21 protein-coding genes are annotated in these 23,626 nt (G+C 66.3%); 14 read left to right on the top strand and 7 right to left on the bottom strand.

Going from position 1 to position 23,626, the window contains the following annotated elements; genetic code table 11:
* Window positions 1–155: 155 nt before the first annotated feature.
* From ASE02_RS14815 to ASE02_RS14795, 5 genes are read left to right on the top strand one after another with little or no spacing between them, the layout of a single operon-like run.
* Window positions 156–836, top strand: coding sequence for a virB8 family protein (locus ASE02_RS14815; RefSeq protein ID WP_056735303.1), 681 nt, complete (start codon window positions 156–158; stop codon window positions 834–836).
* Entirely contained in the window at window positions 833–1,669 is an 837-nt protein-coding gene (locus tag ASE02_RS14810) for a TrbG/VirB9 family P-type conjugative transfer protein (protein WP_056735302.1), read from the top strand. Before ASE02_RS14815 ends, ASE02_RS14810 begins: the two co-directional genes overlap by 4 nt.
* Window positions 1,666–2,775: a type IV secretion system protein VirB10 gene (virB10, locus tag ASE02_RS14805; protein ID WP_056735301.1), complete on the top strand. Its 1,110-nt coding sequence runs from the start codon at window positions 1,666–1,668 to the stop codon at window positions 2,773–2,775. Before ASE02_RS14810 ends, virB10 begins: the two co-directional genes overlap by 4 nt.
* Window positions 2,775–3,779 carry a P-type DNA transfer ATPase VirB11 gene (virB11, locus tag ASE02_RS14800; protein WP_056735300.1) on the top strand — a complete coding sequence of 335 codons (1,005 nt, stop codon included), beginning with the start codon at window positions 2,775–2,777 and terminating at the stop codon, window positions 3,777–3,779. The genes virB10 and virB11 overlap by 1 nt, the downstream gene beginning before the upstream one ends.
* On the top strand, window positions 3,745–5,565 hold the full coding sequence (locus tag ASE02_RS14795) for a type IV secretory system conjugative DNA transfer family protein (protein WP_056735299.1): 1,821 nt from the start codon (window positions 3,745–3,747) through the stop codon (window positions 5,563–5,565). Before virB11 ends, ASE02_RS14795 begins: the two co-directional genes overlap by 35 nt.
* A 430-nt stretch (window positions 5,566–5,995) precedes the next feature.
* On the opposite strand, the gene ASE02_RS14790 is transcribed toward ASE02_RS14795, so the two are convergent.
* Together ASE02_RS14790 and ASE02_RS14785 are read right to left on the bottom strand one after the other, a co-directional pair.
* Entirely contained in the window at window positions 5,996–6,298 is a 303-nt protein-coding gene (locus tag ASE02_RS14790) for a hypothetical protein (protein WP_056735298.1), read from the bottom strand.
* Between the two features lie 308 nt (window positions 6,299–6,606).
* On the bottom strand, window positions 6,607–7,620 hold the full coding sequence (locus ASE02_RS14785) for a HipA domain-containing protein (RefSeq protein WP_235536710.1): 1,014 nt from the start codon (window positions 7,618–7,620) through the stop codon (window positions 6,607–6,609).
* 496 nt (window positions 7,621–8,116) lie between these two features.
* Here ASE02_RS14785 and ASE02_RS14780 point away from each other — a divergent pair, with 496 nt between their 5' ends.
* Window positions 8,117–9,049 (top strand): phytanoyl-CoA dioxygenase family protein, encoded by a 933-nt coding sequence (locus ASE02_RS14780; protein ID WP_235536709.1) that lies wholly within the window; start codon window positions 8,117–8,119, stop codon window positions 9,047–9,049.
* 6 nt (window positions 9,050–9,055) lie between these two features.
* On the opposite strand, the gene ASE02_RS14775 is transcribed toward ASE02_RS14780, so the two are convergent.
* Together ASE02_RS14775 and ASE02_RS14770 are read right to left on the bottom strand one after the other, a co-directional pair.
* Window positions 9,056–9,892, bottom strand: a complete 837-nt coding sequence (locus ASE02_RS14775; protein WP_082602105.1) for a M48 family metallopeptidase — start codon at window positions 9,890–9,892, stop codon at window positions 9,056–9,058.
* The gene (locus ASE02_RS14770) at window positions 9,862–10,497 is read right to left on the bottom strand and encodes a glutathione S-transferase family protein (protein ID WP_056735296.1); all 636 of its coding nucleotides are present in this window, start codon (window positions 10,495–10,497) and stop codon (window positions 9,862–9,864) included. Before ASE02_RS14770 ends, ASE02_RS14775 begins: the two co-directional genes overlap by 31 nt.
* Window positions 10,498–10,607: 110 nt before the next feature.
* Here ASE02_RS14770 and ASE02_RS14765 point away from each other — a divergent pair, with 110 nt between their 5' ends.
* A complete protein-coding gene (locus tag ASE02_RS14765; protein WP_056735295.1) occupies window positions 10,608–11,975 on the top strand; it encodes an MFS transporter in 1,368 nt (455 codons plus the stop codon).
* A 33-nt stretch (window positions 11,976–12,008) separates the two neighbouring features.
* Here ASE02_RS14765 and ASE02_RS14760 read toward each other — a convergent pair whose 3' ends face one another.
* Window positions 12,009–12,281 (bottom strand): hypothetical protein, encoded by a 273-nt coding sequence (locus ASE02_RS14760; RefSeq protein WP_056735294.1) that lies wholly within the window; start codon window positions 12,279–12,281, stop codon window positions 12,009–12,011.
* A 213-nt stretch (window positions 12,282–12,494) separates the two neighbouring features.
* On the opposite strand from ASE02_RS14760, the gene ASE02_RS14755 reads away from it, so the two are divergent.
* The 7 genes from ASE02_RS14755 to ASE02_RS14720 all read left to right on the top strand — a co-directional run bounded on the left by ASE02_RS14755 (window position 12,495) and on the right by ASE02_RS14720 (window position 21,582).
* Window positions 12,495–15,452: a TonB-dependent siderophore receptor gene (locus ASE02_RS14755; protein WP_056735293.1), complete on the top strand. Its 2,958-nt coding sequence runs from the start codon at window positions 12,495–12,497 to the stop codon at window positions 15,450–15,452.
* A 40-nt stretch (window positions 15,453–15,492) separates the two neighbouring features.
* Window positions 15,493–16,464, top strand: coding sequence for a nucleoside hydrolase (locus ASE02_RS14750; protein ID WP_235536708.1), 972 nt, complete (start codon window positions 15,493–15,495; stop codon window positions 16,462–16,464).
* Entirely contained in the window at window positions 16,461–17,312 is an 852-nt protein-coding gene (locus ASE02_RS14745) for a ribokinase (protein WP_056735292.1), read from the top strand. The genes ASE02_RS14750 and ASE02_RS14745 overlap by 4 nt, the downstream gene beginning before the upstream one ends.
* The gene (locus ASE02_RS14740) at window positions 17,312–18,232 is read left to right on the top strand and encodes an isopenicillin N synthase family oxygenase (protein WP_056735291.1); all 921 of its coding nucleotides are present in this window, start codon (window positions 17,312–17,314) and stop codon (window positions 18,230–18,232) included. The genes ASE02_RS14745 and ASE02_RS14740 overlap by 1 nt, the downstream gene beginning before the upstream one ends.
* Before the next feature lie 262 nt (window positions 18,233–18,494).
* Entirely contained in the window at window positions 18,495–19,094 is a 600-nt protein-coding gene (locus ASE02_RS14735) for a YceI family protein (RefSeq protein ID WP_056735290.1), read from the top strand.
* Window positions 19,095–20,066: 972 nt separating this feature from the next.
* On the top strand, window positions 20,067–20,678 hold the full coding sequence (locus tag ASE02_RS14725; RefSeq protein ID WP_056735288.1) for a type IV toxin-antitoxin system AbiEi family antitoxin domain-containing protein: 612 nt from the start codon (window positions 20,067–20,069) through the stop codon (window positions 20,676–20,678).
* An 85-nt stretch (window positions 20,679–20,763) separates the two neighbouring features.
* Window positions 20,764–21,582 carry a nucleotidyl transferase AbiEii/AbiGii toxin family protein gene (locus ASE02_RS14720; protein ID WP_200957690.1) on the top strand — a complete coding sequence of 273 codons (819 nt, stop codon included), beginning with the start codon at window positions 20,764–20,766 and terminating at the stop codon, window positions 21,580–21,582.
* 65 nt (window positions 21,583–21,647) lie between these two features.
* Here ASE02_RS14720 and ASE02_RS14715 read toward each other — a convergent pair whose 3' ends face one another.
* Both ASE02_RS14715 and ASE02_RS14710 read right to left on the bottom strand, forming a co-directional pair.
* A complete protein-coding gene (locus ASE02_RS14715) occupies window positions 21,648–22,016 on the bottom strand; it encodes a hypothetical protein (RefSeq protein ID WP_200957689.1) in 369 nt (122 codons plus the stop codon).
* A 513-nt stretch (window positions 22,017–22,529) separates the two neighbouring features.
* Window positions 22,530–23,489 carry a LysR family transcriptional regulator gene (locus tag ASE02_RS14710; protein WP_056735287.1) on the bottom strand — a complete coding sequence of 320 codons (960 nt, stop codon included), beginning with the start codon at window positions 23,487–23,489 and terminating at the stop codon, window positions 22,530–22,532.
* Window positions 23,490–23,626 lie beyond the last annotated feature (137 nt).

Raw genomic sequence — 23,626 nt, 5'->3', positions numbered from 1 at the left:
CATCGACGACCAGCCAACCCTCACGGCTCGGTCCTGTCGCCAACACCCAGCGGGCGGCCTTCCGGAGCCAGGGCTCCATCTGGGCCGAGCGCCTCGGCTCGGCCTAGCGTCGCGCCAAGCTCCGCGCGCACCCATAGCTGTCAAGGGCTCGATCAATGACAGGAGTTCACGACGAAGGACTCAAGGCCTATTTCGAGGCGGCCGCCCGGTGGGACCATGATCGGCTCAAGGCGGCCGTCCGCTCCCGCACCCTGGCCTGGATCCTGGCTGGCTGCGCGTCCGTGCTTGCGACCGCCTCCGTCGCTGCGGTGGCCGCCCTCGCGCCCCTAAAGAGCGTCGAGGCCTTTGTCGTCCGCGTCGATCGCACCACTGGAGCCGTCGACGTCATGACCGCACTCTCGGGCGCGAAAACGATCGGCGCCGATGAAGCTGTCTCAAAGCACTTCCTCGCCCAATATGTCCGGGCCCGGGAAGGCTGGCTGCCGGCCTCGGCCGCCGAGGATTTCGCCCAGGTCGCAATTCTATCGACGCCGGTCGAGCAACGGCGTTTCGCCGAGCAACATCGGGTCGGGGCCCCCACCAGCCCCCAGGTCCGGTTCGGGATAGACGGCGCCGCAGAGGTGCAGATCCGCGCTGTCAGCTTCATCAATGGGCAAGTCGCCAACATCCGATTCCGCCGGATCGTGCGCCGCGCCCAGGCGACAACTACCGAAGACTGGATCGCCACGGCGGCGTTCACCTACACGCGCGCGCCCATGCTGGAATCTGATCGCCTGCGAAATCCACTGGGCTTCCAGGTGGTTTCGTATCGCGCCGACCCAGAGGCCGCCCCATGATCTGGCGCCTCCCTCCAACACTTGCCCTCCTGGCGCTCTTGAGCGGCGGACCGGCGTTCGGCGCCGTGGCCGACCCACGCGTCAGGACGCTCCAATATGACCCAGATCAAGTCTATCGCATCGTGGGAGTCGTTCGCTCGGCCACCCAGATCGTTTTTTCCTCCACTGAGACCATCGAGCATGTGGCGCTAGGCGACAGCGCGACCTGGGAGGCTGCGCCGCAAGACCAGGTGCTGTTTCTAAAGCCCCTCGTCACAGGCCGCCCCACCAACCTAATCGTCACGACACGGCTCGGGTCTCTGCAGCGCCACTACGCCTTTGAACTGGTCACCCGTAGCGGATCGATTGGCCGCAGTACGGCGGAGACCTACTTCCAAGTCCGCTTCTCCTATCCCGCAGATCAGCGAGCCGAACTCGATCGGGCGTTGGCTGCTGAAACCGCGGCGCTCGAACAGCAGGTGCTCCAGCTGAAGCTGGATCGAGCGGTGCTCGAGGGCCCGCGCAACCTCTCCTACGAGGTTCAAGGCGCCCAGGCGCTGGCGCCGTCAGAAGTCTCCGATAACGGCCGCTTCACAGTCCTGCGTTTCCCCGCCAACCAGCCGCTTCCAGCGCTCTACATCGTCACGACCGACGGAACCGAGACGCTTGCGCCCTTCGATGTACGTGGCGAGTTCGTCGTCGTGCATGCGGTCGCGCCCCAACTGCGCCTGCGCCGAGGCCGTCAAACTCTGTGCATCTTCAACACGGCCTACGATCCCCATGGCGTCAATTCGGGCCTTGGCACCGCAGCTAGCGACGTCGAACGCGTGATTCAACCGGAGCGCCGACATTGAGCGGTCCCAACCCCGAAGACCCAGTCAGCGCCCTGAGCCAAAGTGGATCCAGGGCCGGCGCTGACGTCGTTGATCGCACGATCACCCCGGTTTCCGGCTCGCTCTTCGGACGGCCAGCGCTGAAGATCACGGGCCTGGCCGTGCTCTGCCTCAGCACAGCCGCCCTCCTGGCCGCCACCTTGGAACGTGAAACGCCAATTGCCGAGGTAAGGCGAGACCCCGCCCGCCAAATCGTCCGTTTCGAGACGCTGGGAGCGCCGGCACCCGCTCAGCCCGGCCCCAAGGCGCCCCGCCTCGACGATGGACTGACTGAAGTACCAGCCATCGATGTCAGCCCCGCGCAGCCCACGAGTGAACGAACATCCGGCGGCCGAACTACGCAGGCGGCGGCGACCTCCTCCTTGTTGATCTACTCGCGCGCCCAACGGGAACAACCCGTGAGCGCCACAGGAGCGACCGCAACCAACAAAGGCGCAGGAGAAATACGCGTTTCCCCTACCGAGCTTGAAACCCTGAGCCAAGGCTCATCTGTCGCGACCCTGTCGGCTCGCCGCCTTCCTGATCGCAACTTCCTGATTGTCGCCGGCGCCAGCCTCCCCTGTATTCTTCGCACCGCCCTAGACACCACCGCGCCGGGTTTGGTGTCCTGCGTAATCCCGCTCGACATTCTCTCAGACAACGGCGCCGTCGTGCTGCTTGAAAAAGGCACCCGCGTACTTGGAGAGTACAGATCCTCAATGGGGCAAGGCCAGCGACGGGTCTTTGTGCTCTGGACGCGGGCCGTGACGCCTCACGGTATCGTCGTCGCTCTGGCTTCGCCGGCCACAGATCAATTGGGCCGCTCCGGCTTCGATGGTGATGTCGACAATCACTTTTGGACTCGCTTCGGAGGCGCGCTCCTCCTGAGCCTGGTCGATAGCGCTTCTGGCGACATGGCCGGTGACGATAATGACCTACGCCGACGGGGTTCTGAGGTCGCCAACACCGCCCTTGAGGCCACGGTCAACATCCGACCTACCCTGCGCAAGGATCCGGGAGCCGGCGTTGCGATCTTCGTCGCCCACGACCTCGACTTCTCTGCGGTCTATGGTCTGAGGAGCCGATAATGGCCGACGCGTCAGTCCTTGAGCACTACCTCGCACCGCTGACTCATCTGCTCGCATCTCCTGGCGTCACCGAACTCGTGGTCAACCGCCCCGGCGAGGTCGGCGTAGAGACCTCCGGACGCTGGAGCTGGCACAACACCCCCGAACTCAGCTTTGAATGGCTTTCGACCCTGGCGACAGCGGCGGCCGGCCACACCCGCCAGGACATCGGAGCGGACCGACCGATCTGTTCGACAGTCCTACCGGGCGGCGAGCGATGCCAGATCGTAATCCCTCCGGCGACGCCGCCAGGCCTGGTCTCGCTCACAGTGCGCAAGCCCTCTCAGGCCCGCCTTGGCCTCGACGACTTGGCCCATTCCGGCTTCTTCAGCGCGGTCGCCTCAAGCGATAGCGTCTTGCAGCCGAATGAAGAGGAGCTCCTGCGTCTGCAGGCAGCTGGCCAGTGGCCCGCCTTCTTTGATCTTGCTGTGCGTGCACGGAGAAACATCCTCATCAGCGGCGCCACAGGCTCGGGCAAGACCACGTTCGCTAAGAGTCTGATCGCACTCATTCCGCTTGAGGAACGCCTGCTGACGATCGAAGACTGCCGTGAACTCATCGCCCCCCACCGCAACCTCGTGCATCTGCTCTACTCCAAGGATGGGCAGGGCGTTTCGAAGGCCGACGTGAAAGCGTTGCTTGAAAGCGCACTGCGCATGCGCCCCGATCGCATCCTGCTGCAGGAACTGCGCGACGGGATCGCCTTCTTCTACCTGCGCAACATCGCCAGCGGTCACCCCGGATCCATCACCACGATACATGCGGATTCGGCCGCTCTCGCCTTCGAGCAGCTCACGCTGCTGGTGCGGGAGTCCGATGGCGGCCGTAACCTTCCGAGAGATGACATCCACAGCCTCCTGCGATTGCTCGTCGATATCGTCGTCCAGGTCAGAAAGACGAGCGGCTGCTTCGGCGTGACCGAGGTTTACTATGAGCCGCTTCTCAAACGCCGGAGCCCAGTCTAGGGCCCTCATCCTTGGCGGCGGCCTGTTCGTCGGCGCCGTGCTCATTGGCGCGCTGACGATATTGGTCGCGCTCGCCGGGCTGCGGCGGCTTGGCGACGACACCGACTTGCTCACGGCGGCCGCCTGGCTCTGGTATTATCGGTTCGATCCAGAGGTTGCGCGCTGGACACGACTTGGACTGCTCACCTCAGGCCTGTCGGTCACCACCATCGCGTTCTCCATTATGCTGAACATCCGAAGGCCTTTGCATGGTGCTGCGCGCTGGGCCCGCGCTGGAGAGCTGCGCAGAGGGGGCCTGCGCAGCCGCGAGGGCATAGTGCTCGGCATCCATGGGCGAAGGCTCATGGTCTTCGGCGGGCCCGAGCACGTGATGCTCTACGCTCCCACTCGAACGGGGAAGGGCGTTGGCGTCGTCATCCCCAATCTACTGTCGTGGCCTCATTCCCTCATCGTCCTCGACATCAAGCGCGAGAATTGGGCCGCCAGCGCGGGTTTCCGGGCCGCCCATGGCCAGGACGTGCTGCTTTTTGACCCGTTCGCCGCCGATGGAGCGACAGCGCGCTTCAATCCGCTGGGGCACATCGATCGCTCCGACAGTAGCGCCACGCTCGATGAGCTTCAGAAAATCGCGATGATGCTGATCCCGACATCCGAACATTCCGATCCCTTCTGGTCGGAGGCGGCTCGAACCGGCTTCATTGGAGTGGGCGCGCTCGTCGCCGAGACATCGGAATTGCCTCTAACCCTGGGCGAAATCCTCCGGCAGCTCACCACCGGCGTCCCACGTGCGCGACTTCAGGAGTTGGTCGTCGACCGGGCCAGGAGCGCGCGCCCGCTCTCCAGCGGCTGCGTCAGCGCCCTTGGCGACTTCTGCAGCGCCAGCGAAAATACGTTCAGTTCTATTCGCCAGACGATTACGTCGCGCTTAGGGCTCTTCCTCAATCCGCGGGTCGACTGGGCCACAGCGGCATCAGACTTCGATCTGGCGGAAATTAAGTCTCGGCCGACGTCGCTCTATCTGGGCGTGAGCCCCGACAATCTCTCCAGGGTCGCACCCCTTTACAATCTTTTGCTGCAGCAATTCATCGACTTGAATACGCGAGGCCTCCCCTCTCACGACAACTCAAAGCCAATCTTGGTCGTGCTCGATGAATTCGCGCGGCTGGGCCATGCGCACGTCATCGCGCGCGGCTTTTCCTTCGTGGCCGGATACGGGATTCGCCTTCTGGCCGTCCTCCAAAGCCCGTCACAGCTACGGGCCGAGTACGGCCCTGATCTCGCCGACGAGATTATTGGCAATTGCGGCGTGGAAATCGTCTTCGCCCCCAAGGATGTCAGGGTGGCGCAGACACTCTCCGAACGACTGGGCTACTATGGGGCGCCTGCGCAGTCACACTCTCGCCCGTTTGGCCTAGCTAATGGCCGGCACAGCATCACCCAGAGTGATCAGCGTCGCGCCCTCATGCTCCCCCAGGAATTGATCGGTTTGTCGCAGGACGAGCTCATCGTACTGCGCGCCAGCCTGCCCCCGATCCGCGGTCGGAAGCTCTGCTACTATAGGAATCCGGAATTTCGCCATCGCGTTTTGGCGCCTCCGAAACTCCGGCCGCGGATGGATACGTTCAGCGCCCCGCCAGGTCAGCCCTATGCCGACGCTCAGGGGCGCGAAGACGCGATAGATGCATCGCCCGTCAATCGAGAAGCCGCAGTACGCGCTTGGACCGAAGCTGTTCTTGATCGCGACCTGAAAGCGCCGCCACCTCATGAAGGCCGATCCAAGTCTTAACGATACGAGCGAACTACTGGGCCGAACTTTGTGTGACACTGGCGACTTGGCGCAGCGTCAAGACCCTCCGCGCCTGCAGGTGATCGCTCTTGATTAGTCCAGGACGACTGGGCCGTAAGTTCGTCGCAAACCTGGCTGGGTTCGTCCACTTTAGGGATGTCCCGACTGCGCCCAACCGCTAGCTGGACTGATCATCCAGTCCGTGAGCATCCATTGCCCAATTCCCAGTCCCCGTCGGCGGCGATCGCACCGCGGTCCGCTCGCTTGTTGACGCTGCTGTTGCTTCTGGCGGCCTCGGGCGCCGCCTGGGGCTATTTCATCGCGACCTTCGGATGGTCGGGCGCGCTGCTCGGATGGTGGCCTGCGGCCGTGATTGGCGGCGGCGGCGGTCTCACGACCCTGCGGGGAATCGAGCTTTGCTGCGCCGGCTTCAGGAGGCGGCCCGCAGGGCCTCCACCGGCTCCTGCGGGCGCTCAAGTTCGGTAAACCAGCACTCGTCGTCGCGGCAGTGCATGATCAGGGTCGCCTCGCCGTCAGCCGGGCTCAGCTCGTACTGGCCATACCAGGCACGGTCCTGAGCAGGGTCGCAATCCAGTAAGACGGCGGCGTCGCCAAGCTCACGGAACAGCTGCTCAATGTCAGCGGGCGCGGCAAAAATCCGTCTGATCTCGTAGCCCTCTCCCACGAGTTCAGCGACCCTGGCGTCCAATATGTCGGCGAAACGCGAAGTCATCGGGGGCAAGCATTAACCAAAAACAGGCATCGCGCACTTCAAATTGTGTTGGCCGGTCAAAGATCTCGAGCCTAGCGATCAAACTCAGAAGGCACGAACGCTTCAACAGAGAGGCCCAATCTCAGCAGAGAGACCGCGCCTTGAACTGTAAGGCAGGAATTCAGGCGAAGGCCTGCAAACGACAACGATTGCTGCGAACCATGGCGCCTGCCGCCCCCCAAAGCCGATGATGATCATCGCCCGCGTTGAGAGTTCCGGAACACGTCGCCGGCGCACTTGCTGGTGGGACGCCCCTCCCAGTCAGTTGGCTACGCCCTTAGAAAGCGATCGATTTTCTGAGTGCGCTCCAAGAAGCCGGCCGCGATCGGCCCGCTCACCGACGGCGGAAAGGCCTCTGGCAGATCTTTCAACACCTGGTCGAGCGCCGCTGGCCCCTCGATGACCAGGTCGCTCAGCAGTGCAAGCATCGCGGTTTCCGCTAGCCCGGCCTGAACTCCTGTCTGCACGAAGTGCCGCGGGGTGATCTCATCGACCCGGTAACGGCGCTTGTCGCCAGCCGCCATCGCCAGTTTCATCTGGCTCTGGCGGATCTGGCCCGCGGCGAGGTTGGGCTGCGCCGAGAGCACGTCATAGAGCGGCGTCATACGTGCGCCACCTCCAGGGAACAGGAATAGGCTGAAGTTCTTAGCGTGGCCGTCGGTCGCGGCCAGGAGCCAGAAGGCGATGATCGCCTTCATGAACGTTAGGCGGTCGAGATTGGGCTCATCGCTGACGCTGAGCAGGTCAAGGCATCGCGCAACGCCAGGACCGCCGTCGCTCTCGTGCTTCAGCGTCCACGGCGTAGACAGGGCCTGGCAGAAGTCTTCCTGCGGAAGACGCAAGGGCCGGCCGTCCTCTAGCCATCGGCGATCGAACCGTTCGACAACGAGCGCCTGCTTGGCGCCGAACCTCGCCATTTCCACACTGGCGGTTGGTAGTCCCAAGGCGCGCAGCAAGGTGAGGCAGAAGTACTCGTTTTCGACGCTATTGGAGAGGTCGAGGCCGTTCGGAAGCTGACCGATCTGCGGCTTGAAGATATGGGTGGTCGGTGTCGCGCCGATCGGCCTTTTCCAGCCATCGACGGTCCTGAGGAAGGCGGTCTTTTCCTGGGCCCCAGCGATGGAAATACGAAAATTGATGTCGCGCTCGACGCCAGGTGGAGCTCGGGCGAGGTTTGAAAGGATCTCCTCGATCTGCTCATCGCTAACAGCTTCCCCCTCCGGCAAACCAACTTGCGGAGGGTTCAAGCCGTCTGGTGCGGGCGGTCGGAATCGAACCGACACGAGCCTCTCGGCCCTACGGATTTTCATACCACTTCGGCTTTCACCGCCGCACCTGGTCGTGACAGGGCGTTCGTGGTCTGGACTATCCCTTCATCCTAACCTCGAAAGAGGCCTTAGACGCCGCCCGTCTAGTCTCTACACCTTCCCTCCGAAGAGGGCTTGGCTCGGGATCGCCATCTGACAGGGTTCCCCGAATTTGAGCGGTTCTACGTCCGGGGTTTCCCCCAGCGCACTCAATCCTCAGCTTAAGTCCGTTGCGTCTACCAGTTTCGCCACGCCCGCGAGCCGAGCGGTCGGTATAGCGAGTAGGCCTGTCCAGGCCAAGGCGCTCACGCAGCGTTCACCGCTCAGACCACCCATTGTCTTGCTAGAGTGGCGACGCCGGGCTCGGTCCACCCCGACCGAAGCATGAGACTAAAGTGGCTGTTAACCACGGTCGGGGATGGTGGCGACGTCAAAGGATGGCCGGCGCCTAGGCTGGCCTCGGGAGCCGTCGATGAACGCCATGATCGCCGCTGACGCCAGGTCCGACCAGGTCGTCGCCGACTTCATTCGCGACGGCGCCCATCTGTTCCCCGAGCCGCTCGACCCGGTGGCCGCGAGCGACCTGCTGACCAAGGTCCGCGCCACCCGCGCCTTCGACGAGACCCTGTTCCTCAGCGAGGCGGAGTTCGACGCCGATCCCCAGTACACCGGGGTCAATCCACGTCCGGGCCGCAACCTGCTGGAACAGTTCGAGACCGGGCTTGGCTTTGTCGAGCAAGCCCCGCAGGTCGTGGCGGCGATGACCACCCTGCTGGGCGAGGGCTATGAGCTGCTGAACAAGAAGCTGGTCTGCGGCGTGCCGGCCAAGTCGATCCCGCCCTGGCTGCGCGAGCGGATCGCCGGCAACCCGGTGAACAACCTCGGCGCCTATGTGAAGCCGCAACACCGCGACATCACCTACTTCTACGGCATCGATTTCCACCAGGACCTGATCGACTACAAGGAGCGCGAGGCCGACTTCGTCACGCTCTACATCTACCTGCACCCGGTCACCCGCCAGGACGCGCCGCTGTTCCTGCTGAAGGGCAGCCACGCCTTGGGCGGCGCGGTGTTCCCCCACGACCTGACCCGCACCGGCCCCGACAGCTGGGCCTATCGCAACGGCGGCTATGGCGAGACACAGGCCGGACAGATCATCCTGACCGGCGCTGCCGGGTTCGCGGCCATGTGGCACGCCTGCACCCTGCACGGCACCCAGCCGGACGAGGCCGACCACGAACGCATCTCCCTGCGCTATCTGCTGGCTCGCAAGCCTGGCGTGAGCGCCGGCATCGACCAGGTCAACGCCGCCCTGCGCGGTCCGCTCAGCCTGACCGCGACCCGGATCGATCTCGACGTCGCCGGCGCGGCGGTGATCAAGGCCAACACCGTCAACCAGGCCTAAGCCCCGCTAACCCTTCGGCAGCGCCGCCACCGCCTCGCGCAACGCCGCCAGCCTGGGGCCGTCGGCCGGATGGGTCGACAGCACTTCGGGCGGCTGGGCCTGGCCCGCGCCCTTGGCGGCCATCCGCTCGAAGAACCGCACCGCCCCGGCCGGGTCCATGCCGGCCCGCTGCGCCAGGTCGACGCCGACCTTGTCGGCCTCCAGCTCGTGCTTGCGCGAATAGGGCAAGATCACCCCGTAGAGCGCGCCCATGCCCATGGCCCCGGCGATCTCGCCGGCATATTGGCCATAGTCGCCATTGGCCAGCACCGCCTGGACCACGCCCACCCCGACCTGCACGGCCAGTTGCTGGCTGACGCGCTCGGCCGGATGCCGCGCCAGGATGTGGCCGACCTCATGGCCCAGCACCCCGGCCAACTCGTCGTCGTCCTGGATGAAATCCATCAGCCCCTTGAAGGCGCCGACCTTGCCGTTCGGCAGCACGAAGGCGTTGATCTGCGGCCCGTCGAACACCACGAACTCCCAGGCCAGGTCCTCGCGCCCGCTGGCGGCGACGATCTTGCGGCCGACGCGCGCCAGGCGCGCCTGCAACGCGAGGTCGGGCGAGGCCGGGGTCTGGGCGCGCATCTCGCTCCAGGCCTGGTCGGCCATCTGGACCAGCGCCTCGTCGGGGACCACCGCGAACTGGCTGCGCCCGGTGGCCGTATTCTCCGAGCAAGCCACCAGCACAGCGCCGCAGGCCAGGAGCGCCAACAGATTGCGCCGCGAGACCGGCGTTACGCCCGGCGCATGGGCGCAGCCGCCCTCCAGGCTCAGAGCGACACCCTCGCCGCAGCTTCCCACTCCAGGAATTCCGGGGTCGCCAGCAGCCGTGTGGCGTAGGCGCCGCAAGCGCCGTCATCGCCATAGTCGGACAGATGGATGCCATAGCCGCGGAACCGCGTCGCCACCGGGGTGTAGAACGCATCGGCGATCGACCACTCCCCGACCAGGAACGGGCCGCCCGAACGCTTCAGCAGGCTCGACCACAGGGTCACGATCCGCCGCACGTTCTTCTGGGTGGCTTCGGAGATCGCCGTCACCTTCGGCTCGACGTCGAGCGCCATCGGGCATTCCCCGCGCAGCGACTGGAAGCCGGAGTGCATCTCGCTAGCCGCCGCCCGGGCCAAGGCGCGTAGCGCCGGATCGGCCGGCCACAGCTTCGCCTGCGGGAACTTCTCAGCCAGATATTCGCAGATCGCCAGCGAATCCCAGACCGTCAGATCCCCGTCCTTCAGGGCCGGAACCAGGCCAGAGGGGGAATGCGGCAATATGGCCGCTTCGGTCCGCCCCTCGTCCTGGCGCAGGCCGACCAGGGTCTCGATAAACGGCGCGCCGGTGCGTTTCAGCGCCAGCCAGGGGCGCAGCGACCAGGTCGACCACCGCTTGGTTCCGATCACGAGTTCCATGAGCCGCTCCTTTTCCTTAGGTCAGCCTATTGCCCAAGCCCCCCGTGCTTCGTCTAGAGTGGCGCCAACAATAAGAAATTCAGTTCCCCTATTTTCAGGAAACGCCATTTATGACCGAGACCGCCGCGCCGTCGGTTGAACCAACCGCTCCGCCCGTCACATCAACGGTCAGCGCAGCCCCATACTCAGCCGCCTACACCCGCTATGCGATGTTCCTCCTGCTGGGGATCTACATCGTCAATTTCCTCGATCGCGCCGTGGTCAACATTCTGGCCGAGCCGATCAAGAACGACCTGGGTCTCGCCGACTGGCAGCTCGGCCTGATGAGCGGCCTGGCCTTCGCCATCTTCTACACCGTGCTCGGCATCCCGATCGCCCGCATGGCCGAGCGTAAGAACCGTCCGATCATCATCGGCACCGCCGTGGCCGTCTGGTCGGGCTTCACCGCCATGTCGGGCTTCGCGCAGAACTTCGTCCAGCTGGTGATCTTCCGCATCGGCGTCGGCGTCGGCGAGGCCGGCTGCACCCCGCCGGCCCACTCCCTGATCGCCGACTACGTGCCCAAGGAGAAGCGCGCCTCGGCCCTGGCCTTCTATTCGATGGGTACGCCGCTCGGCGGCCTGCTCGGCCTGGTCATGGGCGGCCTCGTGGCCGACGCCTACGGCTGGCGCGCAGCCTTCCTCGTCGCCGGCGTGCCGGGCATCATCTTCGCCCTGCTCTGCTGGTTCACGCTGAAGGAGCCGCGCAAGCAGATCGCCCAGCACTCGGCCGCCATCCAGGCGACCCAGGCCAGCTTCGGCGCGACCCTGAAGTACCTAGCCACCAAGAAGACCTTCTGGCTCATCGCGCTGGGCGCCGCCATCAAGGCCTTCATCGGCTACGGCCACGCCCCGTTCACCGCCTCGTTCTTCCTTCGTGTCCACGGCGACGAGATCAAGGGCCTGGCCGAGGGCTTCGGCCTGCAGTCGATCGGCTTCCTGGGTCTGGCGCTTGGCCTGATGGGCGGCACCGCCGGCGCCATCTCGTCCTATCTGGGCGGCCAGATCGCCGACAAGTACGCCAAGACCGACCTGCGCGGTTACGTCGTCGTCCCGGCCTTCGCCTCGCTGCTGGCGGTGCCGATCTACATCCTGGCCGTCAGCGTCCCCTCGGCCTCGGTCGCGCTCTGGATCCTGGTCATCAACGGCCTGCTGGGCTCGCTCTGGTACGGCCCGGTCTACGCCATCGGCCAATCGATCGTGCCGCCGCACATGCGCGCCACCACCGCCGCCATCCTGCTGTTCACGATCAACCTGATCGGCCTGGGCCTCGGCCCGCTGGCGGTCGGCATCCTGTCCGACGTCATGTCGAACGGCGTCGGCCTGGGTTCGGCCCAGGGCGTGCGTTGGGCGCTGATGATCTCCACCTGCTTCGGCTTCGTCGCCTTCGCCCTCTTCTGGGTGGCCCGTAAGACGATCCGCGAAGAAATGGTCAGCTAGTCTCCGGAGCGGAGGGCGCAACCACGCCCTCCGCTACCGCAGGAACGCCAACCAGATCGCCGTGACGCCGAAGATCGCCGCGAACATCACATTCACCCAGCGGGTCCGCCGCGTCGGACGCCCCTGGATCGCCTGAACCAGAAAGACCCCGCCGGCCAGGCCGCAACCGCCCGCCGCCAACCAGGTCTTCCACGGCGGCCCGACGAACAGCGCGCCAGCCACGATGGCCAGGGCCAGCAGCCGGACAAACAGCTCCGGCGACACCGGCCGGCCCATCTTTCCCCCGGTCTTCCCATCGTCCGCCATGCCGCGCTCCCGTCGTTTGCGAATCCGGCGAAGATACGCACAAGCCCGCGACGCGGCTGCATCTGCTTGAAATCGGGGCCAAAGCCTCGACGGCGGCGCCCATCACACAATCGTCACGTGTGTCCCCCGCGCCATAGCGCCGCCTCCGCCGAGCCCATAGGCTCGTGTGCAAGCCACCCGCACCGGTGGAGAGTCCCTAGGGGGGAAAGCCGAATGATCTCCAAGCGTTCAGGCTTGCTTTGCGCAAGCGCCCTGGCCAGCGTCATGGCCATCCACGCCACCCCGGTTCTCGCCCAGCAGACCGAGGTTTCCGAGATCGTCATCACCGGCTCGCGGATCGCGCGCCAGGACTACGTGTCCGAAAGCCCGATCGTCACCATCGGCCAGGACCGCATCGTCGAAGCCGGCATGGCGACCATCGAAAACGCGCTGAACCAGCTGCCGCAGTTCCAGCCCTCCAACGGGGCGGGCACCAACACCACCAACTTCGTCACCACGCCGGGCCAGGCCTACGCCAACCTGCGCGGTCTTGGCCCCACCCGCACCCTGGTGCTGGTCGACGGCCGCCGGATGGTCGCCGGCAACCCCAACGCGGTCGTCGACCTGAACACCATCCCGACCTTCCTGGTCCAGAACGTCGAGACCATCACCGGCGGCGCCTCGGCGGTCTATGGCTCGGACGCCATCGCCGGCGTGGTGAACTTCAAGCTGCGGAAGAACTTCGAGGGCCTGGTCGTCGACACCCAGCTCGGCTCGACCAGCGAGAACGACGCCGGCCAACAGAGCTTCTCGGTCGGCTGGGGCAAGAACTTCGCCGAAGGCCGCGGCAACCTCTCGGTCGGCCTGTCCTATGATCGCCGCGAAGGCCTGGTGGCCTCCGACCGCGACTGGGCGGCCATCGGCTATTCGGTGCTGACCACCGGGCTGACGCCGTCAGGCGCGGCGACCATCCCCGACGGCCGGTTCGACCCGACCTCCAACGCCGGCGGCGCGGCCAACACCCCGACCCAGGCGGCGATGGACGCGGTCTTCGCCAAGTACGGCTTCGCGGCCGGCAGCATCGCGCGCGGCGCGAACCTGTCCTTCAACGCCGACGGCACCCTGTTCTCGACCTCGCCGGTGCGCAACTATCGCGGCGACCAGATGCCGGGCTTCTCGGCCACCAGCTACACCTTCAACAGCGCCGACTACCGCTATCTGAACCTGCCGCTGGACCGCTGGTCGCTCTACGCCTCCGGCCGCTACGACCTGGGCGCGGCCGAGGCCTACGGCACGTTCAGCTACACGACCTATGACGTCTCGCGGCAGCTCGGCCCGGCCTCGGCCTCGGACGGCGCCTTCCCGGGGCCCGACATCGTCGTGCCGGTGACCAACCCCTACATTCCCGCCGACCTTCAGGCCCTGCTGGCTTCGCGCGCCAACCCGACCGCCGCCTTCTTCCCCCGGCGCGCCTTCAGCGAGGTCGGCGGACGCCTCTCCGACAACACCTATGAGACCTTCCAGATCGTCGGCGGCCTGCGCGGCGACTTCGGGTTCAAGGACTGGAAGTGGGACGTCTACGCCAGCTACGGCGAGATGAACCACACCGAGGATCAGCACGGCAATGTCAGCCGCGCGGCCATGCGCGAACTCACCTTCGCCGCCGACGGCGGCAAGGCGATCTGCGGCGGCTTCAACATCTTCGGGGCCGGCAAGGTCAGCCCCGGCTGCGCGGCCTATATCGCCCGCGAGGTCAGCAACGACACCAAGATCCAGCAGACCGTGCTCGAAGGCTTCGTCACCGGCTCGATCTTCGACCTGCCGGCCGGCGCCGTGAAATTCTCGGCCGGCGCGCAGTATCGCAAGGATCAGTTCGACTACGCGCCCGACGCCCTGCTGCAAGGTCCCGACCTCGTCGGCTTCAACCCGGCCGTCCCGGTCAAGGGCGACATCTCGTCGAAGGAAATCTACGGTGAGCTGCTGATCCCGATCCTCAGCCAGGCGCCTCTGGCCTACAGCCTGGACCTGTCGCTGGGCGGCCGGATCGCCGACTACAACACCACCGGCACGATCAGCGCCTACAAGGCCGACCTCACCTGGCGTCCGGTGGAAAGCCTGATGCTGCGCGGCGGCTATCAACGCGCCGTCCGCGCGCCCAACATCGCCGAGCTGTTCTCGCCCCAATCGCTGGGCTTCTCCGGGATCGGCACGCCCGGCGCCGGCACCACGGCGGGCGATCCCTGCGACGTGCGCTCATCCTTCCGCACCGGCGGCGCGGCCGCCCAGGTCAGGGCCCTGTGCATCGCCCAGGGCGTTCCGGCCGGCATCGTCGACACCTACAACCAAGCCTCGACCCAGGTGGAGATCCTCGGCGGCGGCAATCCGGGTCTCAGCGAGGAGAAGTCCGACAGCTACACCCTGGGCGCGGTCTGGGCGCCGAGGATCGACGCGCCGTTCCTGCGCCGGCTCAGCGTCAGCCTCGACTACTACAAGATCGAACTGGAGGACGTGGTCGGCTCGCTGTCGGTGCAGACCATCGTCGGCGAGTGCTTCAACACCGGCGGCGCCAATCCCAGCTTCGACAACTCCAACTTCTATTGCCAGCAGTTCAAACGCATCGGGAACGGCAACATCACCGGCGTGCTGACCACCCAGGTGAACCTGGCGGCTTGGAAGACTTCGGGGATCGACGCCCAGGTCGACTGGGGCTTCGACCTCGCCGACCTCGGCCTGCCCGAGAGCGCCGGCGCGTTCGACCTGAACCTTGTGGTCTCCAAGCTGGAGAGCTTCGAGAAGCAGGCCCGCCCCGGCGCGCCGTTCCTGGAAAGCGCCGGCACCATCGGCGGCGACCTGTCGGGCGGCGCCTATCCGGAGTGGAAGTCGACCCTATCGGCCACCTATCGGGTGGGCCCGGCCAAGGCGACCCTGCGCTGGCGCCATATCGCGGCCATGCAGGACTTCCGCAGCGTGCCGGTGTTCTCGCCGACCGCGGTCGACACGCCTGACTACGACCTGTTCGACGTCGTCGGATCCTGGTCGTTCGACGAGCGGGTCACCATGCGCATCGGCGTCAACAATGTCGGCGACAAGGACCCGCCCTTCTATACGAGCTACTCCAACTCCAACACCGACCCCTCGACCTACGACGTCCTTGGCCGCCGGTTCTTCGTCGGCCTGAACGCCCGGTTCTGACCAACCTCGTTTCTCCCCCGCCGGGCGGGGGAGAAACGAGTTGCTTGCCCGTCGCCGCGTTCCTCCCGACAATGGCGGGGTGACCAAGCTCATCTTCGATTGCGACCCTGGTGTTGACGACGCCGTCGCCCTCTTCCTGGCCTTCGCGTCTCCGCAAGACCTCGAGATCCTCGCCATCACCACCGCCGCCGGCAATGTCGCGGCCGACCTGACCGCGCGCAACGCCGCGATCATTCGCCAGATCGCTGGGCGCGAGGACGTCCCGATCCATGCCGGCGCCCAGCGGCCCCTGGTCCGCCCGCCTATCGGCGCCGGCGACTTCCACGGCGAGAGCGGCCTTGGAACCCTGCCGGTCTTCAAACCCACGAAGGGCGCCGCGAAGGGCCACGCCGCCAACGTCATCGTTGACCTGGTCATGGCCCATGCGCCCGGAGAGGTGACCATCGCGGCGACCGGCGCGCTCACCAACCTGGCCCTGGCCATGCGGCTGGAGCCCGCCATCGTGCCGCGTCTCGGCCCGATCGCCATCATGGGCGGCGCGCGGCGCGAGGGCGGCAACATCACCGCCTCGGCCGAGTTCAACATCTATGCCGATCCCCATGCCGCCGACGTGCTCTTCACCTCCGGCGCGCGCTGCGTGGTCTTCGGCCTCGACGTCACCCACCAGGTCCGCGCCGACCCCGCCCGCACCGCCGCCATCGCCGCGATCAAGACCCCCGCCGCCCAGGCCAGCGCCAACCTGCTCGAATTCTCCAACGCCCTGGAACGCGACATCGTCGGGGGAACCGGCGCCCCGATCCACGATCCCTGCGTCATCGCCTGGCTGCTGGCGCCGCAGCTCTTCACCCTGCGTCCCTGCGACCTGAAGGTGGAGACCGCCTCGCCCCTGACCCTGGGCCACACCGCCGTCGAGTTCCGCCTGGCCGATCCGTCCGCCGCCACCGTGCAATGGGCGACCGGGGCCGACGCCGACGGCGTGTTCGCCCTGCTCAATGAACGGCTGGCCCGATGACCGCTGTCACCGTCATCGGCTCGGTCAATCTCGACTTCGTGGCCACGGCCGCGACCCTGCCGGCGCCGGGCGAGACCGTGACCGGCGCGACCCTGGCCCGCCATCCCGGCGGCAAGGGCGCCAACCAGGCGCTGGCCGCTCAGCGCCTGGGCGCCGACGTCAAGCTGGTCGCCCGCGTGGGCGCCGACAGCCTGGCCGACGAGGCGCTGTCCCTGCTTTACGCCGAGGGCGTCGATCTCTCGGCCTGCGCGGTGGACGAAGCCGCCGCCACCGGCGTCGCCCTGATCGCCGTCGCCGCCGGCGGCGAGAACCAGATCGTCGTCGCGCCCGGCGCCAACGCCGCCTTCACGCCGCGACACCTGCCCCACACGACGCCCGGCGCGCTGATCTGCCAACTGGAGCTGCCGCTGGACACCGTCGCCGCGGCGGTGGCCCAGGCCACCGGCTTCGTCTGCCTCAACCTCGCCCCCGCCGCAGAGATGCCGCCCCAGACCCTGGCCCGCGCCGACCTGATCGTCGTCAACGAGACCGAGGCCGCCTTCTATGGTGAGGCCCTGCACGCCCTGCCTGGCCTGATCGCCGTCACCTGGGGCGCCAGGGGGGCCGGCCTCTACCGCGCCGGCCAGCAGATCGCCGCCGCTGCGCCGCCGCCGGTCATCGCCATCGACACCACCGGGGCCGGAGACGCCTTCGTCGGCGCCCTCACCGTGGCGCTGCTGGAAGGCCAGGCCCCCGAGACCGCCTTGAAATTCGCCTGCGCCGCCGGCGCGCTCGCCGCCACGCGGGCCGGCGCCCAACCCTCCCTGCCAACCCGCGCCGAGGTCGACGCCCGCCTGGAGTCCGTCTGATGCCCGTCCCCACGCTCAGCCTCAAAGACTTCACCCACGGCTCGGAGACGCAGCGCGCCGCCTTCTCCGACGCCCTGATGGCCGGCCTGCAGGACTACGGCTTCTTCATCCTCACCGACCACAACGTGCCGACCGACCTGCTCGACGCCGCCTACGAGCAGAGCGCGCAGGTGTTCCACCTGCCCTATGTGGACAAGCGCCGCTACGCCGCCGGCCTGCGCGGCTACACCCCGTTCGGGACCGAGCACGCCAAGGATTCCGGCCTGCCCGACCTCAAGGAGTTCTGGCAGATCGGCCGCGAGCCGGCGCCCGGCCTGCCGGCCGACGACTTCCCGCCCAATGTCTGGCCCAAGGAAGTCCCGGCCTTCGAGCCGACCTTCAGCGCCCTGTTCACCGCCCTGGACGAAACCGGCCGCCTGCTGCTGACCGCGCTCGCGCCAAAGCTGGGCCTGAACGCCGACTACTTCGACGACAAGGTCGCGGCCGGAACCTCGATCCTGCGGGTCCTGCACTATCCGCCGGTGCCCGACGACGCCCCGGAGGGCGCGGTGCGCTCGGCCGCCCACGAGGACATCAACTTCATCACCATCCTGGTCGCCGCCAAGGGCGCGGGCCTGCAACTGCTCGACCGCGACGGAACCTGGCTGCCGGTGGAGACGCAGCCTCGCAACCTGATCGTCGACAGCGGCGACATGCTTCAGCGCCTGACCAACGGGGTCATCCCCTCGACCACCCACCGCGTGGTCAACCCGCAGGGGCCGAACGTCAGCCGCTACTCGATGCCGTTCTTCATGCACCCGGCCTCGGACGTCTCGCTGAAGTGCCTGCCGACCTGCGAGGGTGACGGCGCCAAGTGGCCGGAGATCACCGCCGGCGCGTTCCTGACTGAACGCCTGCGCGAAATCGGCCTGGCCAAATAGGCGTTCGCCGCGATGCGGCGCGATCGTCGCCTATTCGGAAACGGTGTGTCGCGAACGGTGACCTACAAGCGGGGCTTGCGGATCACTAGATTGTCCTCGCGCCTTTACTGTGGAGGCGCGATGTCGGCCCTCGGGGGGAGCACGATGCAAACCGATCCAGCGCGCCCTCCAAGGCATGGGGGCCTGCGCGCCTGTCTCGTCTAACCTGCCCGCCGACTCGTTCCCCCGCCAAACCCACACACGCCAACACCAGGAACCGCCTATGAAGACTCTCGCCATCGCCTTCGCCGTCGCCGCGATCGCCACCCCCCTCGCCGCCCAGCCGGCCTCGGTGGACATCTCCAAGATCGCCGCTGGAACCTACAAGGCGGACGGCTCGCACACCCAGGTGGCGTTTACGGTCAATCACATGGGCTTCACCGACTATCGGGGCCTGATCGCCGACGCCAAGGGCGAGCTGACCCTCGATCCGAAGAACCCGGCCGCCGCCTCCGTCACCATCGAGATCCCGATCTCCAACCTGGCGACCACCAGCGCGGGCCTGACCAAGCACCTGCACGCCGCCGACTTCTTCGACAGCGCCAAGTACCCGACCGCGACCTTCCGCTCGACCAAGGTCGTCGTCGACGGCCAGACCGCCAAGATCACCGGCGACCTGACCCTGCGCGGCGTCACCAAGCCCGTCACCCTCGACGCGCGCCTGACCGGCGCCGGCCCCAACCCGATGAGCAAGGCCCAGACCGTCGGCTTCCACGCCTCCGCCGTCATCAAGCGCAGCGATTTCGGCATGACCTACATCGTCCCGGTGGTCAGCGACGCCGTCGACCTGCAGATCGAAGCGGCCTTCGAAAAGGTCAACTAAGGCCTTCGGGCGTCGCGCTCCGTAGAGCGCGGCGCCCATCGCTACCCCTCGCCGTGGCGCCCCGTTAGGGTTGCGCCATGACCGACCCTTCCACGCGCCGACCAATTCTTGCTCAATCGCCTCGATGCGATGTGGGAGGAAGAATGGCGCACAATCACTCGCCTTGCGCCGGGTCGGTTCGACGAGGTCGCCACCCGGGCCCGCTGGCTGAAATTGCGCGCTCATTCGCTAGATCGCACTGCCGTGAGCGTGGCTCTAACCAGCGCGCTGATAGCCGGCGCCGCCACGCTCCTGGGCCATGGTATCGAAAGCAAAGCCTTCGCCCCCTGGCTTGAGGGGGAATCGCTCGCCCGGCTCCAAGCTTGGATCAACCACATACCCGCGGCCATAGGATGCGGAATGGCGATCTCCGCGCTGTATCATCACCGGCTGGCCACAAAGCTAAGTCGGGTGGAGTCCCTGATCTCCGAGGCTGCCCTGGCGGCCCAAGCGCTAGCTTTGCCCAAGCCTTCAGGCCCCGAGAGCTCCCACCCGCACGCCGCCGCGCCAAGCCCGGCTAAGCCGAGAGCGGTGAGGCGTAGCCCGTCCAAGATCCAGGCCTAGCTGGCGTCGACCGATCAACGTCACGTGTCCGACTAAGGTCAAGGTTCGGCGGGAGAAAATCCCTCCCAAGTGCAGAACTCAAGAACGCAAACCATTGCAAGCAGGCGGAGCTAGCCGCGCGCTAGCCCAGCCGTCTCACCACGACCCGCCGAATTTCGCCATGGCCATCGCGATCTTCCATCCTCTTCGGCCGCTAGGCTCAGCAACTCCCACTACGGCGACGCCTGTTGCGATGGGCTCTGACGCTCCGACCACCACCGGAAGGTGGAATGTCATAGGCTTTCCAAGAAGCCAGCCGGCTGCTGATCGCCCCCATCGTTACAAAACCTAGGACTTTGAAAATATTCATCTAGGATTTATAACACTCACATGGAACCAAAAGGCCATCGTCAGCGCGCCATCGAAGTCGCCCAAACTCGTGGGATCGCCCGTGGGTCGGACTTCGACGCGGCGGGTGTAGCGCGCACGTACCTGAAGCGCCTGACCGAGGAGGGCGTCTTCCTACAGGTCGGACGCGGGCTCTATCGCCTCGCCGATTCGCCCGCCCATGCAGCGTCGAGCCTGGCGGAGGCCGCTCGCATCCAGCCCCGTGGTGTCATCGGCCTGCTCTCCGCTCTCCAGTTTCACGACCTCACCACCCAGACGCCTCATGCCGTGTGGATGCTGCTTGGGCCGAAGGACTGGTCGCCCACCAGCGCGCCCGTCCAGATCCGTGTCATTCGCGCCAGTGGCCGCGCGCTTACCGAGGGCGTCGAACGTCACGAGATCGACCGAGTGCAGGTGCCGATCACCTCGCCCGCAAAGACGGTCGTCGACTGCTTCAAGTACCGCAATAAGATCGGCCTCGACGTAACCGTAGAGGCGCTGCGCGATCTCCTGCGCCGCGCTGATAGACGCCCCCCCATCGACGAGCTCTGGCGCTTCGCCGCGATCGACCGGGTCCAGACCGTGATACGCCCATATCTTGAGGCGCTATCATGAGCGAGACGCCAAAGAACATGGCCGTATCGGTCCGCGCCCGCCTCACCAATCGGGCCCGGGAGCGCAGGAGAACGCACAGCTGTTGATGACCCGCTACGTCATCGAACGGCTACTCTGGCGCCTCAGCATCTCGGACTATCGCCAGCTCTTCGTACTGAAGGGCGCCATGCTCTTCAGCCTTTGGGCGCCGACGCCTTATCGGGCGACTGGCGACCTGGACCTGCTGGGATTCGGCAACAACGACCCCGAGCAGGTGGCCGGCCTCTTCCGGGAGATCATGGTCATCGCGGCGGACGATGGCGTCGTCTTCAAGCCGGCCACCATCGTCAGCGCCGCGGCCCGGGCGGAAGATGAGTACAGCGGCGTTCGCCTGGACTTCCAGGCCGAGCTCGCCGGCGCTCGCCTGTCTATCCATGTGGACATCGGCTTCGGTGACGCCATCACCCCCAGTGCCCAAGACATCGACTACCCCTCCCTGCTCGACCTGCCGCAGCCGAAGCTCCTGGCCTATCCGCCCGAAACGGTGGTCGCAGAGAAGTTCCACGCGATGACGGCGCTCGGCATGATCAACTCGCGCATGAAGGACTTCTTCGATCTCTGGGCGATCGCCAATACCTTCATCTTCGAAGGTCCGGTCCTAGCCGAGGCCATCGCCCTCACATTCGCTCGACGCGAGACACCGCTGCCAACAGAGCCGCCGGTCGCGTTCACGGCAGCGTTCGCGGATGCGAAGCAAGGCCAATGGTCCGCCTTCCTAAAGCGCACCGAAATCTCGATGGCACCCGAGCCATTCCCGGAAATCCAGGCCCAGGTCGCAACGTTGGTGATGCCGCCAGTGCTCAGCCTGACAAAGGGTGAGGTGTTCGAGGCTCGCTGGCCGGCGGGCGGCGCCTGGGTCGCGTGAGCGCCTTCGCCCACCCCCGCGAGCCGAGCGATCAAGTAGCCGGAGGCCTGCTCAGGCCAAGTCGATCACGCGGCGTTCGCCGCCTTCCTCGCTGAAGCCGTCCGTTTGGCCGGCTTGGGCTTGCGAACATTGATCGCCGCCGCATCAAGAGTGTTCTTGATGTGAGAGGCGTAGAATTTCTCGATCATCTCGACGCTGGTGCGGCAGTTCTTGGCGACCTGATAGATGTCTGCGCCCTCCATGAGGCGCATGCAGATGTAGGTATGGCGAAGGCTGTAAGCGGTCCTGCGTTGGCCATCGCGGTCCGTCCGCAAGTTCAGCTCGGCGAGCAGAGTGTTGAAGAGTTCGCGCTGGAAGGTCGGGAAAATGAGGTCGGTCGCTTGCCCTTTGTTGCGCTCCTTTAGGCGGCGCAGAGGCATGACCGCGCCCGGCATGCTCTTGCAGTAACCAACGCCGCGTTTGCCCCGGACCTCGATCTCCAGGATGCGTTCACCCGTGGGCGACTGAGCTGCCGCTTTACAGCGCCATCGCCTGCCGTGCTCTGGTCGAACTTGTGAAGACGATCACACCGGACCAATTGCGTGCCTACGGCTGGTCGCCTGAAGACAGGGCGCCCACTTGGAAGACGCCCACGCTCCTCAACTCTGAAGAGCTTCAGTCAGTACTCGAAGAGGCGGACGCGAGCGACGCTCTGTGAACAGGCCGCTCGAGGCAGTCTCCAGCGGACGTCAAAATGGCTACAAACAGCCAAAGGCCGTTTGGCCTCGGTTCGCTGAAGGTCTCAGATGGGTCGATGGCGGTCCTGGGCGCCAGTGCGACTAGCAGACGTCAGGCGCGTCCGCTTGACCGCCGGACGGTGATTTCGGCTTTCGACCCATGGCGACGCTCGAAAGGTCTGCTATTGGGGACCATGCTCGACTTCGGCAGCGCTGCTTCGGCCGCCCCCGCTAAAGTTTGGCCGCCTCGTCACGGACGATCCCCAGCAACCAGTTGACCGGCTGGCTCTCGCCGGCGCGGATCACCGCGCCGAAGCTGGCCGGTTCCGGCTCGCGGCTGGGTTCGATCAGCACCAGGCGGCCGCGCTGCTGCGCCAGCATCGCCAGCCGACGCGGCAGCAGGGCCGCCATGTCGGTCTGGCCGACGATGATCAGCGCCGAATAGGCGTCGGGCACTGTCACCGGCCCTTGGAAGTCCCGCAGCGAAACCCCGCCCAGATCGTAGTCGTCGCCCCAGGAGGTGATGGTCCGCAGGCCCAGGTCCCGCCCGCCCATCCGCGCCGCACCCTCCATGGCCGCGTCGCCGCTGGCCACGATCAGGCGCGGCAGCCGCGCCAGCACCGCGTCGTCCAACTCGCCATTGGCGGCCGGGTGGTCGGCGCGGATCACCCAGACGCCGGTCTCCATGAACAGCGGCGCATAGGCGAAACGCGCCGCCACATAGTCGAAGCCGCCGATCACCATGTCGAGCCGCCCGCGGTCGAGGTCGTCCACCAGGCTGGCGTCCGGGCCGCGCATCCGAAGCTTGACCCCCGGCGCCTCGCTCAGCAGCCGTTGGACCACGCCGGGCATCAGCACCGAACAGGCATAGGCGCTGGCCGAGATGTGGAACGTGCGCTGGGTCGTGGCCGGGTCGAACCGGGGCGTGGTGACCGCGCTCTCCAGCAGCTTCAGCGCCGCCCGGATCGCCGGCCCCATCTCGGCGGCGCGTGGCGTGGCGCGCAGGCCGGTCGGCCCGCGCAGGAACAGCTCATCGCCAAGCGAAGCGCGCAAACGGCCCAGGGCATGGCTGACCGCCGACTGGGTCAGCCCCAGCCGTGCGCCCGCCCGCGTGGCGCTTTCCTCCTCCAGCAGGGCGACGAACACCCGCAGCAGATTGAGGTCGAGGTTTCGAAAATGAGTATCAGGCATAATGGTAGTGACCAATTATCATTTGGCTCATGGCGCGGCGAGGCCTATCTGCCGCAGCCTAGGTTCAGCCTCCCCGCTGGGCCTTTCACAATCACACACCCAATCCAGCGGGCGACGTCATGTCGGCCGCTTCAGCA

The sequence above is a fragment of the Phenylobacterium sp. Root700 genome, from assembly GCF_001429025.1.
GTDB lineage: Bacteria > Pseudomonadota > Alphaproteobacteria > Caulobacterales > Caulobacteraceae > Phenylobacterium.
This window is presented reverse-complemented; position numbering and strand designations above follow the sequence as displayed.

Excerpts from the sequence above, each read along its gene's own strand:
- ASE02_RS14770 (WP_056735296.1), bottom strand. The coding sequence starts at position 10,497 with ATGGAACTCGTGATCGGAACCAAGCGGTGGTCGACCTGGTCGCTGCGC.
- ASE02_RS14735 (WP_056735290.1), top strand. The coding sequence starts at position 18,495 with ATGAAGACTCTCGCCATCGCCTTCGCCGTCGCCGCGATCGCCACCCCC.
- ASE02_RS14740 (WP_056735291.1), top strand. The coding sequence starts at position 17,312 with ATGCCCGTCCCCACGCTCAGCCTCAAAGACTTCACCCACGGCTCGGAG.
- ASE02_RS14780 (WP_235536709.1), top strand. The coding sequence starts at position 8,117 with ATGAACGCCATGATCGCCGCTGACGCCAGGTCCGACCAGGTCGTCGCC.
- ASE02_RS14815 (WP_056735303.1), top strand. The coding sequence starts at position 156 with ATGACAGGAGTTCACGACGAAGGACTCAAGGCCTATTTCGAGGCGGCC.
- ASE02_RS14715 (WP_200957689.1), bottom strand. The coding sequence starts at position 22,016 with ATGCCGGGCGCGGTCATGCCTCTGCGCCGCCTAAAGGAGCGCAACAAA.
- ASE02_RS14720 (WP_200957690.1), top strand. The coding sequence starts at position 20,764 with ATGACCCGCTACGTCATCGAACGGCTACTCTGGCGCCTCAGCATCTCG.
- ASE02_RS14810 (WP_056735302.1), top strand. The coding sequence starts at position 833 with ATGATCTGGCGCCTCCCTCCAACACTTGCCCTCCTGGCGCTCTTGAGC.
- ASE02_RS14710 (WP_056735287.1), bottom strand. The coding sequence starts at position 23,489 with ATGCCTGATACTCATTTTCGAAACCTCGACCTCAATCTGCTGCGGGTG.
- ASE02_RS14745 (WP_056735292.1), top strand. The coding sequence starts at position 16,461 with ATGACCGCTGTCACCGTCATCGGCTCGGTCAATCTCGACTTCGTGGCC.
- ASE02_RS14795 (WP_056735299.1), top strand. The coding sequence starts at position 3,745 with ATGAGCCGCTTCTCAAACGCCGGAGCCCAGTCTAGGGCCCTCATCCTT.
- ASE02_RS14765 (WP_056735295.1), top strand. The coding sequence starts at position 10,608 with ATGACCGAGACCGCCGCGCCGTCGGTTGAACCAACCGCTCCGCCCGTC.
- ASE02_RS14725 (WP_056735288.1), top strand. The coding sequence starts at position 20,067 with ATGGAACCAAAAGGCCATCGTCAGCGCGCCATCGAAGTCGCCCAAACT.
- ASE02_RS14755 (WP_056735293.1), top strand. The coding sequence starts at position 12,495 with ATGATCTCCAAGCGTTCAGGCTTGCTTTGCGCAAGCGCCCTGGCCAGC.
- virB11 (WP_056735300.1), top strand. The coding sequence starts at position 2,775 with ATGGCCGACGCGTCAGTCCTTGAGCACTACCTCGCACCGCTGACTCAT.
- ASE02_RS14790 (WP_056735298.1), bottom strand. The coding sequence starts at position 6,298 with ATGACTTCGCGTTTCGCCGACATATTGGACGCCAGGGTCGCTGAACTC.
- ASE02_RS14760 (WP_056735294.1), bottom strand. The coding sequence starts at position 12,281 with ATGGCGGACGATGGGAAGACCGGGGGAAAGATGGGCCGGCCGGTGTCG.